Annotated in this window: 16 protein-coding genes; all 16 read left to right on the forward strand. The window is 69.6% G+C overall.

The window, feature by feature from the left end:
- Window positions 1–2: 2 nt before the first annotated feature.
- Window positions 3–1,073, forward strand: coding sequence for a threonine synthase (gene thrC / locus AB0F38_RS06270; RefSeq protein WP_361887442.1), 1,071 nt, complete (start codon window positions 3–5; stop codon window positions 1,071–1,073).
- A 299-nt stretch (window positions 1,074–1,372) separates the two neighbouring features.
- Window positions 1,373–2,290 (forward strand): homoserine kinase, encoded by a 918-nt coding sequence (gene thrB, locus AB0F38_RS06275; protein ID WP_361887445.1) that lies wholly within the window; start codon window positions 1,373–1,375, stop codon window positions 2,288–2,290.
- Between the two features lie 386 nt (window positions 2,291–2,676).
- Window positions 2,677–4,737 (forward strand): transcription termination factor Rho, encoded by a 2,061-nt coding sequence (gene rho, locus AB0F38_RS06280; RefSeq protein ID WP_361887448.1) that lies wholly within the window; start codon window positions 2,677–2,679, stop codon window positions 4,735–4,737.
- 204 nt (window positions 4,738–4,941) lie between these two features.
- The gene (locus AB0F38_RS06285; RefSeq protein WP_361887451.1) at window positions 4,942–6,615 is read left to right on the forward strand and encodes a trypsin-like serine protease; all 1,674 of its coding nucleotides are present in this window, start codon (window positions 4,942–4,944) and stop codon (window positions 6,613–6,615) included.
- A 325-nt stretch (window positions 6,616–6,940) separates the two neighbouring features.
- Window positions 6,941–7,165, forward strand: a complete 225-nt coding sequence (rpmE, locus tag AB0F38_RS06290) for a 50S ribosomal protein L31 (RefSeq protein WP_056794327.1) — start codon at window positions 6,941–6,943, stop codon at window positions 7,163–7,165.
- Window positions 7,166–7,318: 153 nt separating this feature from the next.
- Entirely contained in the window at window positions 7,319–8,395 is a 1,077-nt protein-coding gene (prfA, locus tag AB0F38_RS06295; protein WP_205022357.1) for a peptide chain release factor 1, read from the forward strand.
- 45 nt (window positions 8,396–8,440) lie between these two features.
- Window positions 8,441–9,286 carry a peptide chain release factor N(5)-glutamine methyltransferase gene (gene prmC, locus AB0F38_RS06300; protein ID WP_361887454.1) on the forward strand — a complete coding sequence of 282 codons (846 nt, stop codon included), beginning with the start codon at window positions 8,441–8,443 and terminating at the stop codon, window positions 9,284–9,286.
- 67 nt (window positions 9,287–9,353) lie between these two features.
- Window positions 9,354–10,001: an L-threonylcarbamoyladenylate synthase gene (locus AB0F38_RS06305; protein ID WP_361887457.1), complete on the forward strand. Its 648-nt coding sequence runs from the start codon at window positions 9,354–9,356 to the stop codon at window positions 9,999–10,001.
- Entirely contained in the window at window positions 9,998–10,639 is a 642-nt protein-coding gene (locus AB0F38_RS06310) for a protein-tyrosine-phosphatase (protein WP_361887460.1), read from the forward strand. Before AB0F38_RS06305 ends, AB0F38_RS06310 begins: the two co-directional genes overlap by 4 nt.
- A gap of 136 nt (window positions 10,640–10,775) precedes the next feature.
- Entirely contained in the window at window positions 10,776–12,050 is a 1,275-nt protein-coding gene (gene glyA, locus AB0F38_RS06315) for a serine hydroxymethyltransferase (protein WP_361887463.1), read from the forward strand.
- A gap of 84 nt (window positions 12,051–12,134) precedes the next feature.
- Window positions 12,135–13,514: an MraY family glycosyltransferase gene (locus tag AB0F38_RS06320; protein ID WP_361887465.1), complete on the forward strand. Its 1,380-nt coding sequence runs from the start codon at window positions 12,135–12,137 to the stop codon at window positions 13,512–13,514.
- A gap of 263 nt (window positions 13,515–13,777) precedes the next feature.
- The gene (locus tag AB0F38_RS06325) at window positions 13,778–14,215 is read left to right on the forward strand and encodes a hypothetical protein (protein WP_361887468.1); all 438 of its coding nucleotides are present in this window, start codon (window positions 13,778–13,780) and stop codon (window positions 14,213–14,215) included.
- 226 nt (window positions 14,216–14,441) lie between these two features.
- Complete coding sequence (gene atpB / locus AB0F38_RS06330) at window positions 14,442–15,263, forward strand: F0F1 ATP synthase subunit A (RefSeq protein WP_361887471.1); 822 nt, start codon at window positions 14,442–14,444, stop codon at window positions 15,261–15,263.
- A 75-nt stretch (window positions 15,264–15,338) separates the two neighbouring features.
- Window positions 15,339–15,569 carry an ATP synthase F0 subunit C gene (atpE, locus tag AB0F38_RS06335; RefSeq protein ID WP_030768902.1) on the forward strand — a complete coding sequence of 77 codons (231 nt, stop codon included), beginning with the start codon at window positions 15,339–15,341 and terminating at the stop codon, window positions 15,567–15,569.
- A gap of 42 nt (window positions 15,570–15,611) precedes the next feature.
- Window positions 15,612–16,157, forward strand: a complete 546-nt coding sequence (locus tag AB0F38_RS06340; RefSeq protein ID WP_361887475.1) for a F0F1 ATP synthase subunit B — start codon at window positions 15,612–15,614, stop codon at window positions 16,155–16,157.
- The gene (locus AB0F38_RS06345) at window positions 16,154–16,969 is read left to right on the forward strand and encodes a F0F1 ATP synthase subunit delta (RefSeq protein WP_361887477.1); all 816 of its coding nucleotides are present in this window, start codon (window positions 16,154–16,156) and stop codon (window positions 16,967–16,969) included. The genes AB0F38_RS06340 and AB0F38_RS06345 overlap by 4 nt, the downstream gene beginning before the upstream one ends.
- Window positions 16,970–17,059 lie beyond the last annotated feature (90 nt).

Below are 17,059 nucleotides of genomic sequence, written 5' to 3' on the forward strand. Positions count from 1 at the left end.
CCATGACCAGCAAGGGCACCCACCAGTGGCGCGGCATCATCGAGGAGTACCGGGACCGTCTTCCGGTCACGAGCACCACGCCGGTCGTCACGCTCCGTGAGGGCGGTACGCCGCTCGTTCCGGCGCAGGTTCTCTCCGAGCGCACGGGCTGCGAGGTGCACCTCAAGGTCGAGGGCGCCAACCCCACCGGTTCGTTCAAGGACCGCGGCATGACGATGGCGATCACCCGGGCCAAGGAGGAGGGCGCGCAGGCCGTCATCTGCGCCTCCACCGGCAACACCTCCGCCTCCGCCGCCGCGTACGCGGTGCGGGCCGGCATGGTCTGCGCCGTCCTCGTACCGCAGGGCAAGATCGCGCTCGGCAAGATGGGTCAGGCACTCGTCCACGGCGCGAAGATCCTCCAGGTCGACGGCAACTTCGACGACTGCCTGACCCTGGCCCGCAGCCTCTCGGACAACTACCCGGTGGCGCTGGTGAATTCGGTCAACCCGGTCCGGATCGAGGGTCAGAAGACCGCCGCGTTCGAGATCGTCGACGCGCTCGGCGACGCCCCCGACATCCACGTACTGCCGGTCGGCAACGCGGGCAACATCACGGCCTACTGGAGGGGCTACAAGGAGTACGCGGGCGACGGGCTGTCCACCCGCACCCCGCGCATGTGGGGCTTCCAGGCCTCCGGCTCCGCACCCATCGTGCGCGGTGAGATCGTCAAGGATCCGGCGACCATCGCCACCGCGATCCGTATCGGCAACCCGGCGTCCTGGCAGTTCGCGCTGGACGCCCGGGACGAGTCGGGCGGTCTCATCGACGAGGTGACGGACCGCCAGATCCTGTCCGCGTACCGGCTGCTGGCCTCCCAGGAAGGTGTCTTCGTCGAGCCCGCGTCGGCCGCCTCCGTGGCCGGTCTGCTCAAGGCCGCCGCGGAGGGCAGGGTCGACCGCGGCCAGAAGATCGTCTGCACCGTCACCGGCAACGGTCTCAAGGACCCCGACTGGGCCGTCGCGGGTGCGCCGCAGCCGGTCACGGTCCCCGTCGACGCCGCCATCGCCGCGGAGAAGCTGGGCCTCGCCTAGCAGGGGCGTACCGCTCTGCCGCCCGGCGCCGCCGGGCGGCAAAGCGGTCCAACCACCCCTTTCCGGGGCGGAGAGCGCATAGGTGGGGTGCGACACGCATCGTGCGCCTCCTGTGCGCCCTATGTCGCCACAGTTCCTTCCTTCGATAAGCTGTACTCAACCCGCCCCGCCGCACAGGCCGCGGAGCAGTCGCCGTAGTGACTGCCGGGTACTCCGTCCCCGGCACAACGGCACCCCCACGCATGTCGAACCACCTCGCACAACATCCCCGCCGCCGTACAGGAAGAGTCGTCCAACCGATGGCCGGTCCCGCGTTCCGAGCCGCCGCCGTCCGGGTGCGCGTCCCCGCAACCAGCGCCAATCTGGGCCCGGGTTTCGATGCCCTCGGCCTGTCCCTCGGGCTCTACGACGACATCGTCGTCCGGGTCGCCGACTCCGGTCTGCACATCGACATCGCAGGTGAGGGCGCCGAGACGCTGCCCCGCGACGAGAGTCACCTGCTCGTGCGCTCGCTGCGCACGGCCTTCGACCTGCTCGGCGGACAGCCCCGCGGCCTGGAGATCGTCTGCGCCAACCGGATCCCGCACGGCCGCGGCCTCGGGTCCTCGTCCGCGGCCATCTGCGCCGGCATCGTCGCCGCCCGCGCCGTGACGACGGGGGGCGAGGCCCGCCTCGACGACGCCGCCCTGCTGGAGCTGGCCACCGAGATCGAAGGACACCCGGACAACGTCGCGGCCTGTCTCCTCGGCGGTTTCACGCTCGCCTGGATGGACGGCGGAGCCGCACGGGCGATCAGGATGGATGCCGCCGCCTCCGTCGTTCCCGTGGTGTTCGTCCCGGCCACGCCGGTGCTCACCGAGACCGCCCGCGGTCTGCTGCCGCGCACCGTCCCGCACGTGGACGCCGCGGCGAACGCCGGCCGGGCGGCCCTTCTCGTCGAGGCGCTGACCAGCCGTCCCGAGCTGCTGCTCGCCGCCACCGAGGACCGGATCCACCAGGAATACCGGGCGCCCGCGATGCCGCAGAGCGTGGAGCTGGTGAACCGGCTGCGCGCCGACGGCGTCCCTGCTGTCATCTCCGGCGCGGGGCCCACCGTGCTCGCGCTGACGGAGGAGGGTTCGGCCGACAAGGTCGCCCGGCTGGCGGGCGAGGGATGGGCCGCGAACCGGCTCGCACTCGACGCCGCGGGTGCGAGCGTGCTGCCGCTCGCTGCGTAGTCGCACGTGATTGCCGGTGCTTGAGAGGGGGAATGTTTGTTGGAGCCGGTAGTGTTAACCTCAAGTCAGCAATCGACGTCTTTGTGGCGCGTTGCTTCGTGTCCCCCTTCGGGACCACCACTCTTCCGGGAGCCTCCCCGACTGCCTGAGCAGCCTGCCTGAGCTTTCGAGCACGCTCCGGAACCGGCACGACACCCTCTTGCTCGTCCAGGAGTGGGCCGAGCAGAGGGATCTCGCGCCGGAACCCCGCACATTCGTCTTCCGCCGTACCCGGCGGACCACCGCCCCGGCAAGGTCCGCGATCGACACGATCAACAGACCCAGTCGGACAGCACAACCGGTCGCCGAGCCAGAAGGCCGACGTCCGCTCCAGGGAAGGACCCTTCGTGAGCGACACCACCGATCTGATGGGCGTGACTGCCGACAAGAGCGTCGACAGCTCCGCGTCCGCCGAAGGTGCTGCCACTGGCACCACCGCACGGCGCCGCCGCTCCGGCACCGGCCTCGAGGGCATGGTCCTGGCCGAGCTGCAGCAGGTCGCGTCCGGCCTCGGCATCAGGGGGACTGCGCGGATGCGCAAGAGCCAGCTGATCGAGGTCATCAAGGAGGCGCAGGCCGGAGGATCCTCCGCGCCCAAGGCCTCCTCCAAGGCCGCCGCGGCCCCCGCCGCCACGGACGCCGAGAGCAAGCCCAAGAGGCGTGCCACGTCCAAGACGCGCACCGGGGACGAGTCCGCCGCCGAGCCCGCCGAGAAGGCCGCGGCCCAGCAGCAGATCGACATTCCCGGCCAGCCCGCCAGTGACGACCAGCCTCCGGCCGAGCGCCGCCGCCGCCGTGCGACCGCGCAGGCGGGCAGCCCCGACACCAAGGCCGAGCCGAAGTCCGAGCCGCAGGCCGAGGCCCGCCAGGACCGTGCCGACGAGCGCGGTGAGAAGGGCGACGCGAAGGCGGAGTCCGGCGCCGACACCGCCGAGGGCCGTCGCGGGGACCGCCAGGACCGTCAGCGCGGTGACCGCCAGGACCGCGGTGACCGTCGCGAGCGCCAGCGTGACCGGCGTGGCAAGGGCGACGACCAGGGCCAGCAGGGCGGCGGACGCCGTCAGGGCCAGCAGGGCGGCGGCCAGGGCCAGAGCCAGGGCCAGGGCCAGCAGGGCGGCGGCCAGGGCCAGGGCCAGCAGGGCGGTCAGCACGACGACGGTTACGACGACGAGGGCGGCCGGCGCGGCCGTCGGGGCCGCTACCGCGACCGCCGTGGACGTCGTGGCCGCGAGGACTTCGCGACCGACGTCCAGGTGGCCGACGACGACGTCCTGATCCCCGTCGCGGGCATCCTCGACATCCTCGACAACTACGCGTTCATCCGGACCTCCGGCTACCTGCCGGGACCGAACGACGTGTACGTCTCGCTCGCCCAGGTCCGCAAGAACGGCCTGCGCAAGGGTGACCACGTCACCGGTGCGGTGCGCCAGCCCAAGGACGGCGAGCGCCGCGAGAAGTTCAACGCGCTGGTCCGCCTCGACTCGGTGAACGGCATGGCGCCGGAGTCCGGACGCGGCCGTCCCGAGTTCCAGAAGCTGACCCCGCTGTACCCGCAGGACCGGCTCCGCCTGGAGACCGACTCCAACATCCTGACCACCCGGATCATCGACCTGGTCGCCCCGATCGGCAAGGGCCAGCGAGGCCTGATCGTGGCCCCGCCGAAGACCGGTAAGACCATGATCCTGCAGGCCATCGCCAACGCGATCACGGTCAACAGCCCCGAGTGCCACCTGATGGTCGTCCTGGTCGACGAGCGTCCGGAAGAGGTCACCGACATGCAGCGGTCGGTGAAGGGCGAGGTCATCTCCTCGACCTTCGACCGTCCCGCCGAGGACCACACCACGGTCGCCGAGCTCGCCATCGAGCGCGCGAAGCGCCTCGTGGAGCTGGGCCACGACGTGGTGGTCCTGCTGGACTCGATCACCCGTCTGGGCCGTGCGTACAACCTGGCGGCACCGGCCTCCGGCCGCATCCTGTCCGGTGGTGTCGACTCGACCGCGCTGTACCCGCCGAAGCGCTTCTTCGGCGCCGCGCGCAACATCGAGGACGGCGGCTCCCTGACCATCCTGGCCACCGCGCTCGTCGAGACCGGCTCGCGCATGGACGAGGTGATCTTCGAGGAGTTCAAGGGCACCGGCAACATGGAGCTCAAGCTCGACCGGAAGCTCTCGGACAAGCGCATCTTCCCGGCGGTGGACGTCGACGCGTCCAGCACCCGTAAGGAAGAAATCCTTCTCGGCACCGATGAATTGGCCGTCGTCTGGAAGCTGCGCCGGGTGCTTCACGCACTCGACCAGCAGCAGGCCATCGAACTGCTGCTGGACCGCATGAAGAAGACGCAGTCCAATGCGGAGTTCCTGCTGCAGATCCAGAAGACGACGCCCGGCAGCGGCAATGGGAATGACTGACTGAGCGCCTGAATCAGGACAGTCCAACCACCCCTGGAATCCGCCTCGTTACTTCGGTGACGGGGCGGATTTCTGCGTGTGATATCAACGGGCCGTCACTCTCCCCCCACATACGGCACAAATTCTCTGAATGCCCTTGGACAACGGGAGACTTGCGTGCGCATATCGCGTCATGCCGGATCGGTTCGGAAGCTTCGCAGACTCATGGCCACCGGCGCAGCGACGCTGGCGCTGCTCGGTGGTGGCCTGGTGGCCAGTGCCCAGGCCGACGACGGCGGCGAAAGGTTCCTGCCGCCGCGGGGCGCCGACGTGGTCAGCCCGCAGACGGCGTCCCCGCGCATCATCGGTGGTACCAGCACCGCCTTCAGCAGTGCGCCCTGGATGGTCCAGCTCCTCTTCGAGTTCGACAACGACGGTCTGTACTACTTCACTTGTGGCGGCACGCTGGTCGCGCCCAACAAGGTCATGACCGCCGCGCATTGTGTGACCGACGACAACGGCAACGCGCTGAACATGGTCGGGCAGGGCATGGTGCTCGCCGGTACGGCCAAGCTCGCCGGTGGCCCGAATGACGAAGGCACCGCGGTCGGCATCACCCGGTCCTACTTCCCGGGTTCGTACAATGCCGACACGATAGACAATGACTATGCGCTGCTGACGCTTTCCAAGCCGCTGTCCTACACGCCGGCCCAGCCGGCCACGTACGGCGACACCGCCCGTTACACCCCGGGGGGCGTGGCGACCACGTATGGCTGGGGCATGACTGGCTCGGACCCGGACACGGCCACGCTGGCGGACACGCTCATGCGGGTCGACCAGCCGCTGCGGGCCGACGCCGAGTGCTCGCAGGCCATCGACACGGCCATCGGGCTCCCCGGCGCCTACAAGGCCGGCCACATGATCTGCGCGGGCGAGGGCGGCACCAGCAACGACAGCACCGGCAAGGCCACCTGCCCCGGTGACTCGGGCGGTCCCATTCTCGTGTCCGGGCGCGTCGTGGGCATCACGTCATGGGGTGTCGGCAGCGATCAGCAGGCCTGCAACATCGCAGGCACGTACGACGTCTACACCAAGGTGGCTACATACCACCCCGCGCTCCAGCCGCGGATCGACGACGCCAACTTCAGCCGGGACCACCGCGCCGACCTCTTCGCCCGCACGACCGGCTCCACCGGTTACACCTTCACTTCGAAGGGCGAGACGCTGGCCTCGCGCGCGGTCCTCGCGGGTTCGTACAGCGCGTACAACCTCGTCATCCAGACCGACCTCAACCGTGACGGGTACGAGGACCTGATCGCACGTCAGGCCTCGACCGGCGACGTGTACTGGCTGCACCGGTCCGCGACCAGCTCGACGTACGCGAAGACGAAGATCTTCAGTGGCTGGAAGACCGTGCGGGCGATCGTCGCCCCCGGCGACGTGAACGGCGGCGGCAAGGGCGACATCCTGGCCGTGACCTCCACCGGTGACCTGATGCTGTACCCGAGCTCCGGCAACGGAAAGTTCAGCGCCCCGGTCAAGGCCGCCTCCGGCTACCAGCTGTACAACCAGGTGCGCAGCCACGGTGACTACACCAACGACGGCAAGAGCGACCTGATCGTCCGCCGCGGCAGCACGGGTGACATCTACCTCGCCAAGGGAACCGGCAAGGCCGCCGCCCCGTTCGGGACGCCAGTCCTGGTCCGTAGCAATTGGTCCGCGTACAACCTGCTGATCACGCCGGGCGATGTGAACGGTGATGGCAAGGCTGACCTGCTGGCGCGTTCCGCCACCGGAAGCCTTTACCTCTACAAGGGCACCGGCAAGGGCACCTCGGAGATCTTCGCCACACCGGTGAAGCTCGGAACCGGCTGGAACAGCTACTACACCGTCGCCTGAAACCCCAGGTGAGCGCCGGGTGACCGGAGAGCCACCCACCTCTGCTGTGGCCCCCGTCCCCGGACGGGGGCCACAGCGCGTCGTGCGACGCTTCTCGCTGCTCCGGCGACCCTCCGAGTGGCCGGCGGAGGCGGGCGAGGTCGGGTGACGGAACCTTCCGTCACCGGAAGGTCGCGGAACGTTCCCCGTACGCGCGGGAATACACCCGGCGCCCCTCTCGTTTTGGGAGATACGGCCGGTCCTGGCAGACTGGTACGTCGGCCCCGGTTCACGGACGCGCAATCCGCGCGTGCGACCCGGCGCCCTCCAGAAACTAGGAGACACCTTGAAGCGCGAGATTCACCCCCAGTACGTCGAGACGCAGGTCAGCTGCACCTGCGGTGCGTCGTTCACCACCCGGAGCACCCTTGAGGGCGGCGCGATCCGCGCCGACGTCTGCTCCGAGTGCCACCCGTTCTACACGGGCAAGCAGAAGATCCTCGACACCGGTGGCCGTGTGGCCCGCTTCGAGGCCCGCTTCGGCAAGGCTGCCGGCTCCGCCAGCAAGTAGCGAGCCACTGCGCCGGTTCCCGGCGCCCTCTAGCGGGGGCGCCGGGGCCGGCGTTTTTTCCGGCTGTGCGGCCGGGCGCCCCCGGGCGCGAACCGGCAGCACGTCCTCCAGCAGGCCCGCAGACGTATCACGCACGGAACCAGGAGCCCGAAGATGTTCGAGGCGGTCGAGGAACTGATCGGCGAACACGCCGATCTCGAGAAGAAGCTCGCCGACCCGTCGGTCCACGCCGACCAGGCCAACGCGCGCAAGCTCAACAAGCGCTACGCGGAGCTGACCCCGATCGTCTCCACGTACCGGTCCTGGAAGCGCACCGGTGACGACATCGGGACCGCCCGTGAATTCGCCGCGGACGACCCGGACTTCGCCGCCGAGGTCAAGGTCCTGGAGAAGCAGCGCGAGGAGATCACCGAGAAGCTCCGGCTCCTCCTGGTCCCGCGCGACCCCAGTGACGACAAGGACGTGCTCCTGGAGATCAAGGCGGGCGCGGGCGGCGACGAGTCGGCCCTGTTCGCCGGCGACCTGCTGCGCATGTACCTGCGTTACGCCGAGCGCGTCGGCTGGAAGACCGAGATCATCGACTCCACCGAGTCCGAGCTCGGCGGCTACAAGGACGTCCAGGTCGCCGTGAAGACCAAGGGCGGCAACGGCGCCACCGAGCCCGGCCAGGGCGTCTGGGCGCGGATGAAGTACGAGGGCGGCGTGCACCGCGTGCAGCGCGTGCCCTCCACCGAGTCCCAGGGCCGCATCCACACCTCCGCCGCCGGTGTGCTCGTCACGCCCGAGGCGGAGGAGGTCGACGTCGAGATCCACGCCAACGACCTGCGCATCGACGTGTACCGCTCCTCGGGGCCCGGCGGCCAGTCCGTCAACACCACCGACTCCGCGGTCCGCATCACGCACCTGCCGACCGGTGTCGTCGCCTCCTGCCAGAACGAGAAGAGCCAGCTCCAGAACAAGGAGCAGGCCATGCGCATCCTGCGGTCCCGGCTGCTGGCCGCCGCCCAGGAGGCCGCCGAGCAGGAGGCATCCGACGTCCGCCGCAGCCAGGTCCGCACCGTCGACCGCTCCGAGAAGATCCGCACGTACAACTTCCCGGAGAACCGGATCTCGGACCACCGCGTCGGCTTCAAGGCGTACAACTTGGACCAGGTGCTCGACGGCGACCTCGACGCCGTCATCCAGGCCTGCGTGGACGCCGACTCCGCCGCCAAGCTCGCCGCCGCATAAGCCGATCCGCCCCGCCCCGCTCGTGAACCCGTACGGAGAACCGCGATGAACCTGCTGCTCGCCGAGGTGGCCCAGGCCACCCAGCGGCTGGCCGACGCCGGTGTCCCCTCACCGCGATTCGACGCCGAGGAACTCGCCGCGTTCGTGCACGGCGTCAAGCGGGGCGAACTGCACCGTGTGCCGGACGTCGACTTCGACGCCCGCTACTGGGAGACGATCGCCCGCCGCGAGGCCCGTGAGCCGCTCCAGCACATCACCGGCCGTGCGTTCTTCCGCTACCTGGAGCTCCAGGTCGGCCCCGGCGTCTTCGTGCCCCGACCGGAGACCGAGTCGGTCGTCGGCTGGGCGATAGACGCCGTCCGCGCGATGGACGTCGTCGAACCGCTGATCGTCGACCTCTGCACGGGCTCCGGCGCGATCGCCCTCGCCATGGCCCAGGAGGTGCCGCGCTCGCGCGTGCACGGCGTGGAACTGTCCGAGGACGCCCTGAGGTGGACCCGGAAGAACGCCGAGGGCTCCAGGGTCACCGTCCACCGGGGAGACGCCCTGAGCGCCCTTCCCGAGCTCGACGGCCAGGTGGACCTGGTGATCTCCAACCCGCCGTACATCCCGCTCACCGAATGGGAGTACGTCGCGCCCGAGGCCCGCGACCACGACCCGCAGATGGCGCTGTTCTCCGGCGAGGACGGCCTCGACACCATCCGGGGCATCGAACGCACCGCGCACCGCCTGCTGCGGCCCGGCGGGCTCGTCGTCATCGAGCACGCCGAGACCCAGGGCGGCCAGGTGCCGTGGATCTTCACCGAGGAGCGGGGCTGGGCCGACGCGGCCGATCACCCCGACCTGAACAACCGGCCCCGGTTCGCGACGGCCCGCAAGGCCATGCCGTGACCACCGGGACACCGGAACCGCACGACCCCTGCCCGTCATACCCGTACATGTCCCAGGAGGCCGGCTGATGGCACGGCGATACGACTGCAACGACGCGACCGACCGTACGACCGGCCTGCGTGAGGCCGCGTCCGCCGTCCGCCGCGGCGAACTGGTCGTGCTGCCCACCGACACCGTGTACGGGATCGGTGCGGACGCCTTCAGTTCCGAGGCCGTCACCGACCTGCTCGACGCCAAGGGCCGCGGCCGGAACATGCCGACCCCCGTCCTGATCGGCTCCCCGAACACCCTGCACGGCCTGGTCACCGACTTCTCCGAGCAGGCCTGGGAGCTCGTCGACGCGTTCTGGCCCGGTGCCCTCACGCTCGTCGCCAAGCACCAGCCCTCGCTGCAGTGGGACCTCGGCGACACCCGCGGCACCGTCGCCATCCGGATGCCCCTGCACCCGGTCGCCATCGAGCTCCTCACGGAGGTCGGCCCGATGGCCGTCTCCAGTGCCAACCTCTCCGGACACCCCTCGCCCGAGGACTGCGACGCGGCCCAGGAGATGCTCGGCGACTCCGTCTCCGTCTACCTCGACGGCGGACCCACGCCCGGCATCGTCCCGTCCTCCATCGTCGACGTCACCGGCAAGGTCCCGGTGCTGCTGCGGGCCGGTGCCCTCTCCGTCGAGGACCTCCGCAAGGTAGTACCCGACCTCGAGGTGGCCAATTGACCGCCCCTGAGGGGCGTGGCATAGCGGGGCGGCACGACACTTTCCGCATCCTCCACGTCAGCACCGGCAACGTCTGCCGCTCGCCCATCACCGAGCGGCTGACCCGCCATGCCCTGGTGGACCGCCTGGGCGACCCGCTCAGCCGCGGCCTGATCGTGGAGAGCGCGGGCACCTGGGGCCACGAGGGCGCCCCCATGGAAGCCAACGCCGAGGTCGTCCTCGCCGACTTCGGCGCCGACGCCACCGGCTTCGTCGGCCGCGAACTGCTGGACGAGCACGTCATCCGCGCCGACCTCGTCCTCACCGCCACCCGGGACCACCGCGCCCAGGTGATCTCGATGGGCCACTCGGCGGGCCTGCGGACCTTCACGCTCAAGGAGTTCACCCGGCTCGTCCGGGCGATCGACCCCGCCACGCTGCCCGACGCCCGCGAGGAGGGCGTCGTCGAACGTGCCCGCGCACTGGTGCGCGCCGCGGCGGCCCTGCGCGGCTGGCTGCTGGCCCCCACCGCCGAGGCGGACGAGGTCTACGACCCGTACGGCGCGCCGATCACGTTCTTCCGCTCCATCGGCGACGAGATCAACCAGGCACTCGACCCGGTCGTCACGGCGCTGACGGGCGTACGCGACCCGCACTGACACGCCGTCCGCGCCGTGCGGCCCCGTACGCCGACCGGCGCACGGGGCCGCACGGCAGCGGGCAGCGGGCGCGGTGCGGGCCTACATTGGAGCTGACGCCAGCGCACGCATCCCTCCCCAGGCCCGGAGCCGTCAGATGCCGGTCACCACTCCAGCCGCACCCGTGTCCTCTTCCGAGACCGCCATGCCACAGGACTTCGGCGCCCTGCTCCGGCAGGACCCGGAGATCGCCGGCATCCTGCTGGCCGAGGCCGGCCGCCAGTCGAGCACGCTGCAGCTCATCGCCGCCGAGAACTTCACCTCGCCGGCGGTCCTCGCCGCCCTCGGCTCGCCCCTCGCGAACAAGTACGCCGAGGGGTACCCCGGCGCCCGCCACCACGGCGGCTGCGAGCAGGCCGACGCGGCCGAACGCGTCGCCATCCGCCGGGCCACGGCCCTGTTCGGTGCCGAGCACGCCAACGTCCAGCCGCACTCCGGCTCCTCCGCCGTCCTCGCCGCCTACGCGGCGCTGCTGCGCCCCGGCGACACGGTGCTCGCCATGGGACTCCCGTACGGCGGTCACCTCACCCACGGCGCCCCCGGGAACTTCTCCGGGCGCTGGTTCGAATTCGTCGGCTACGGCGTCGACCCCGACAGCGGGCTCATCGACTACACCCAGGTGCGCGCACTGGCCCGTGCCCGCCGGCCCAAGGCGATCGTCTGCGGCTCCATCTCGTACCCCCGGCACCCCGACTACGAGACCTTCCGCGCCATCGCCGACGAGGTGGGCGCCTATCTGATCGCCGACGCGGCCCACCCGATGGGCCTGATCGCCGGGGGAGCGGCGCCCAGCCCCGTCCCGTACGCGGACGTGGTGTGCGCGACGACGCACAAGGTGCTGCGCGGGCCGCGCGGCGGCATGATCCTGTGCGGCGTGGAGCTGGCGGAGCGGATCGACCGCGCGGTGTTCCCATTCACCCAGGGCGGGGCCCAGATGCACTCGGTCGCGGCGAAGGCCGTCGCGTTCGGCGAGGCGGCCACCCCTGCCTTCGCGCTGTACGCCCACCAGGTGGTCGCCCACGCGCGCGTCCTCGCGGCCGGGCTGGAGGCCGAGGGCTTCGACGTCACCACGGACGGCACCGACACCCACATCGTCGTCGCCGACCCCGGCCCGCTGGGTGTCGACGGCCGCACCGCCCGGGAGCGGCTGGTGGCCGCCGGCATGGTGCTCGACACCTGCGCACTGCCGTACGGGGACGGCCGCGGCATCCGGCTCGGCACGGCGGCCGTCACCACCCAGGGCATGGACGACGCGGACATGGCACGGATCGCCGAACTGTTCGGCGCGGCGGTCAGGGACGAGGGCGATACCGGGCGGCTGCGGACCGAAGTGCGCGAACTGGCCGAGCGGAATCCGCCGTACCCGGGGTAGGCGAAGGGTGTGCAACCATCACCCGTACCTTTGTGTCCTTGCTCATGAGACTAGGGTGTGGGGCTGAGATGGCCGGCGAATTCTGTGGGGCAGCCCGTGCGTGATTACCTGCTGACGCTCTGTGTCACGGCAGCGGTGACCTATCTGCTGACCGGACCGGTGCGGAAGTTCGCCATCGCGATCGGGGCCATGCCCGCGATCCGTGCGCGTGACGTACACCGGGAACCGACACCGCGGCTCGGTGGCATCGCCATGTTCGGCGGACTGTGCGCGGGGCTGCTCGTCGCGGACCACCTGTTCAACCTGAACAGTGTCTTCGAACTGTCCAACGAACCGAGGGCGCTGCTCTCCGGTGCGGCCCTGATCTGGCTGATCGGCGTCCTGGACGACAAGTTCGAGCTCGACGCCCTGATCAAGCTCGGCGGCCAGATGATCGCCGCCGCCGTCATGGTCATCCAGGGTCTGACGATCCTGTGGCTGCCCATCCCCGGCATCGGCACGGTCGCACTGACCCAGTGGCAGGGCACGCTGCTCACGGTGGCACTGGTCGTGATCACGATCAACGCGGTCAACTTCGTCGACGGCCTGGACGGCCTGGCGTCCGGCATGGTCTGCATCGCCTCCGCGGCGTTCTTCCTGTACGCCTACCGGCTCTGGTACGGGTACGGGATCGAGGCCGCGGCCCCCGCGACGCTGTTCGCCGCGATCCTGATGGGCATGTGCCTGGGCTTCCTGCCGCACAACATGCACCCCGCCCGGATCTTCATGGGCGACTCCGGGTCGATGCTGATCGGCCTGGTGCTGGCCGCGGGCGCGATCTCCGTCACCGGGCAGGTCGACCCGGACCTGATGCAGATCTTCTACGGCGGCGAGCGCGAGGCCACCCACGCGATGCTGCCGGTCTTCATCCCGCTGCTGCTGCCGTTCACGATCATCGCGATCCCGGCCGCCGACCTGATCCTCGCGATCGTGCGCCGCACCTGGAACGGACAGTCGCCGTTCGCCGCCGACCGCGGGCACCTGCACCACCGGTTGCTGGAGATCGGGCACTCGCACAGCAGGTCCGTGCTGATCATGTACTTCTGGTCCGCACTGATCGCCTTCGGCGCCGTCGGCTACTCCGTGCACTCGGCCTCGCTGTGGATCGTCCTGGTGATCGTGGGGCTCAGCGCCGTCGGCCTGGTCCTGCTGCTCATGCCGCGCTTCACCCCGCGCGCCCCGCGCTGGGCCGAGGCCTTCGTGCCGCCGCGCTACCGGCGCCGGCGGCGTGACACCGCGGCGGAGGCAGATCCGTCCGCCCCGGAGGCCCCGGAGGGTCAACAGGGGCCCGCAGGCTCGCAGATGGCCTCCCAGACCCCGGAACGGGCCCCCGTGGCCGTGGGCGTCTCCGGCGTCAACGGAGCGACCGCGATCGGCCCCCGTTCGCGCCTCACCGATCGGGACCGTGCCGACTCGTCGCGTTGACGATTCGGACACCGGATTCCAATACCACACAAGGTGCCCAAAAATCCCGCGCACACGTGCACGGTCACTCTCATGTGTGACAGCGCGCACACCTTTCGGGTAAAGACCTCATCAAATAGTTTGTGATACCGTTCACTAAGCCCGGTGACAGAGCCGAAGGACCTGAGTAGGACGGTCCTCCGGCCCGAGGCATCGACTCGGTCCGGGCCTACGCTCGTCCATGACGACACCACTGCCCACCCCTGTAAAGCGGAGTTGCCGCCATGCCGTCCAACGACGTCCGGACTCTCCTCCAGACCGCCGTACCCACCGCTGCCGCCGGCGCTGTCGCCACCGCGGTCAGTGCTGGTGTCGCCGGTGGCAAGGGAGCCCTGGGTGCGGTTGTTGCGACGCTGGTCGTGATTCTCTTCATGGGGATCGGGCTGGTGGTCCTGGAACGGACCGCCAAGTCCCTCCCGCACCTGTTCCAGGCGATGGGGCTGATGCTGTACACGGCACAGCTCCTGCTGCTGTTCATCTTCGTCGCCGTGTTCAAGGACACTTCGCTGTTCAACCCGAAGGCCTTCGCGATCACGCTGGTCGCGACGACTCTCGTGTGGATCGGCGCACAGGCGCGTGCGCACATGAAGGCCAAGATCCTTTACGTCGAGCCCGAGTCCAGCCAGGGTGACAAGCCCAAGAAGACGGGCCCGTCGGCGTGATGGGTAGGGGCGGAATAAGGGCGCTCGCCGGACCCTGCTATCGTCCGGTTTCAACTGCGGCACTGCGGGCGCGGGCATGTGAGCTGACGCCTGCTCGATCGCGAGGCTCACATGCCTGACTGCCGCTCACACATCCGTAACACCAGTCCAGTGCCGAACCGCGGCCGCGTGCCGCGCCGACACATCGAGGTTGCCGTACCTATGCGCCACGCTGAAGGAGCCCGCGGTGAGTGCTGACCCGACACAGGTGCTCGCCTTCGAGACCGATTGCCACATCTTCGACGGTTGTGGTTTCCCGGCACCCGGCTTGCATTCGTTCCTGTTCGAGCCGCTGTGGGGTGACCCGGACAGCAACTTGTACTTCAACAAGCCGATGCTGCTGGCGCTCCTCGGTTCGATCATCATCGTCGGTTTCTTCTGGGCGGCGTTCCGGAAGCCCAAGATGGTCCCCGGCAAGCTGCAGTCGGTCGCGGAGATGGGCTACGACTTCATCCGTCGCGGCATCGTCTACGAGACCATCGGCAAGCGCGAGGGCGAGAAGTACGTCCCGCTGGTCGTGTCGCTGTTCTTCTTCGTCTGGATGATGAACCTCTGGTCGATCATCCCGGTCGCCCAGTTCCCCGTGACGTCGATCATCGCGTACCCCGCGGTACTGGCGATCATCGTCTACGTCCTGTGGGTCAGCCTGACCTTCAAGCGACACGGCTTCGTCGGGGCGTTCAAGAACATCACCGGCTACGACAAGTCGCTCGGCCCGGTGCTTCCGCTCGCCATGCTCATCGAGTTCTTCTCGAACCTGCTGGTGCGGCCGTTCACCCACGCGGTACGACTCTTCGCGAACATGTTCGCCGGCCACACGCTGCTGCTGCTGTTCACGATCGCCAGCTGGTACCTGCTCAACGGCATCGGATTCGCCTACGCGGGCGTCTCGTTCGTGATGGTCATCGTGATGACCGCCTTCGAGCTCTTCATCCAGGCACTGCAGGCCTATGTCTTCGTGCTCCTGACCTGCACCTACATTCAGGGCGCGCTCGCCAAGCACCACTGAGCATCCCGCGCTCCGACCCTTAAGTCGTCCGGTGGCCAACCCCCACCGGTCCGTGAAAGAGAAGGAAGAACTGGCATGTCCCAGACCCTTGCTGCCGTCACCGGCTCCCTCGGCTCCATCGGTTACGGCCTCGCCGCCATCGGTCCCGGCGTCGGCGTCGGCATCATCTTCGGTAACGGCACCCAGGCTCTCGCCCGTCAGCCCGAGGCTGCCGGTCTCATCCGCGCCAACCAGATCCTCGGCTTCGCCTTCTGTGAGGCGCTCGCCCTCATCGGTCTGGTCATGCCGTTCGTCTACGGCCCGTGATCTGCGGATCAGCGAACAGCCCACTAGACGAAAGGCACTGATATGAGTCAGCTGCTCACGATCGCGGCCGAGGAGATGGAGAATCCCCTCATCCCGCCGATCCCCGAGCTCGTCATCGGTCTCCTCGCCTTCGTCATCGTCTTCGGCTTCCTCGCCAAGAAGCTCCTCCCGAACATCAACAAGGTTCTGGAAGAGCGCCGTGAGGCCATCGAAGGCGGTATCGAGAAGGCCGATGCGGCCCAGACCGAGGCCCAGAGCGTTCTTGAGCAGTACAAGGCTCAGCTCGCCGAGGCCCGCCACGAAGCCGCCCGTCTGCGCCAGGAGGCGCAGGAGCAGGGTGCCGTCATCATCCAGGAGATGAGGGCGGAAGGTCAGCGGCAGCGCGAAGAGATCATCGCCGCCGGCCACGCCCAGATCGAGGCCGACCGCAAGGCCGCCGCTTCGGCGCTGCGTCAGGACGTGGGCACGCTCGCCACCGCCCTGGCCGGCAAGCTCGTCGGCGAGTCCCTGGAGGACCACGCCCGGCAGAGCGGCACCGTCGACCGTTTCCTCGACGAGCTCGAGGCGAAGGCCGAGGCCGTCCGATGAACGGAGCGAGCCGCGAGGCACTGGCTGCCGCACGTGAGCGTCTCGACGCGCTGACCGATTCCACATCGGTCGACGTGGCGAAGCTCGCCGAGGAGCTGGCAGCCGTCACCGCGCTGCTCCACCGCGAGGTATCGCTGCGCCGGGTCCTCACCGACCCGTCGCAGGGCGGAGAGGCCAAGGCCCAGCTGGCCGGACGACTGCTGAGCGGTCAGGTGGGCGGCGAAGCCGTGGACCTGGTCTCCGGCATGGTCCGCTCCCGCTGGTCGCAGTCCCGCGACCTGGTGGACTCGGTCGAGGAGCTGGCGAACACCGCAGACCTCACCGCGGCCCAGCGGGACGGCGTGCTCGACGACGTCGAGGACGAGCTGTTCCGGTTCGGCCGGATCGTCGGTTCCGACAAGGGACTGCGCTCCGCGCTGACCAGCCGGACGGCGTCCACCGCCGCCAAGGGCGAGCTGCTGCGCAGCCTGCTCGGCGGCAAGGCGCGGCCCGTCACCGAGCGAGTCGTCACACGCCTCGTGACCCAGCCCCGTGGACGTAGCCTGGAGGCGGGACTCGAGTCCCTGTCCAAGCTCGCCGCGGAGCGCCGGGACCGCATGGTCGCCGTCGTCACCTCGGCGGTGCCGCTGTCCGATCGGCAGAAGCAGCGCCTCGGCGCCGCCCTGGCGAAGATCTACGGCCGGCAGATGCACCTGAACCTGGACGTGGACCCCGCGGTCCTCGGCGGGATCTCGGTGCGCGTCGGTGACGAGGTCATCAACGGCACGATCGCGGAGCGCCTCGAAGAGGCCACCCGCCGGATGGCCGGCTGACAGCGAGCAGCGCAACCGCACCACCTGAACGAGCAAGAACAGCGGCCCGGTTGGGCCGTGCAGAAATTGCAGAAGATTCCTGGGGGTCGC

The organism is Streptomyces sp. NPDC025273 (assembly GCF_040638585.1).
GTDB lineage: Bacteria > Actinomycetota > Actinomycetes > Streptomycetales > Streptomycetaceae > Streptomyces > Streptomyces cinereorectus.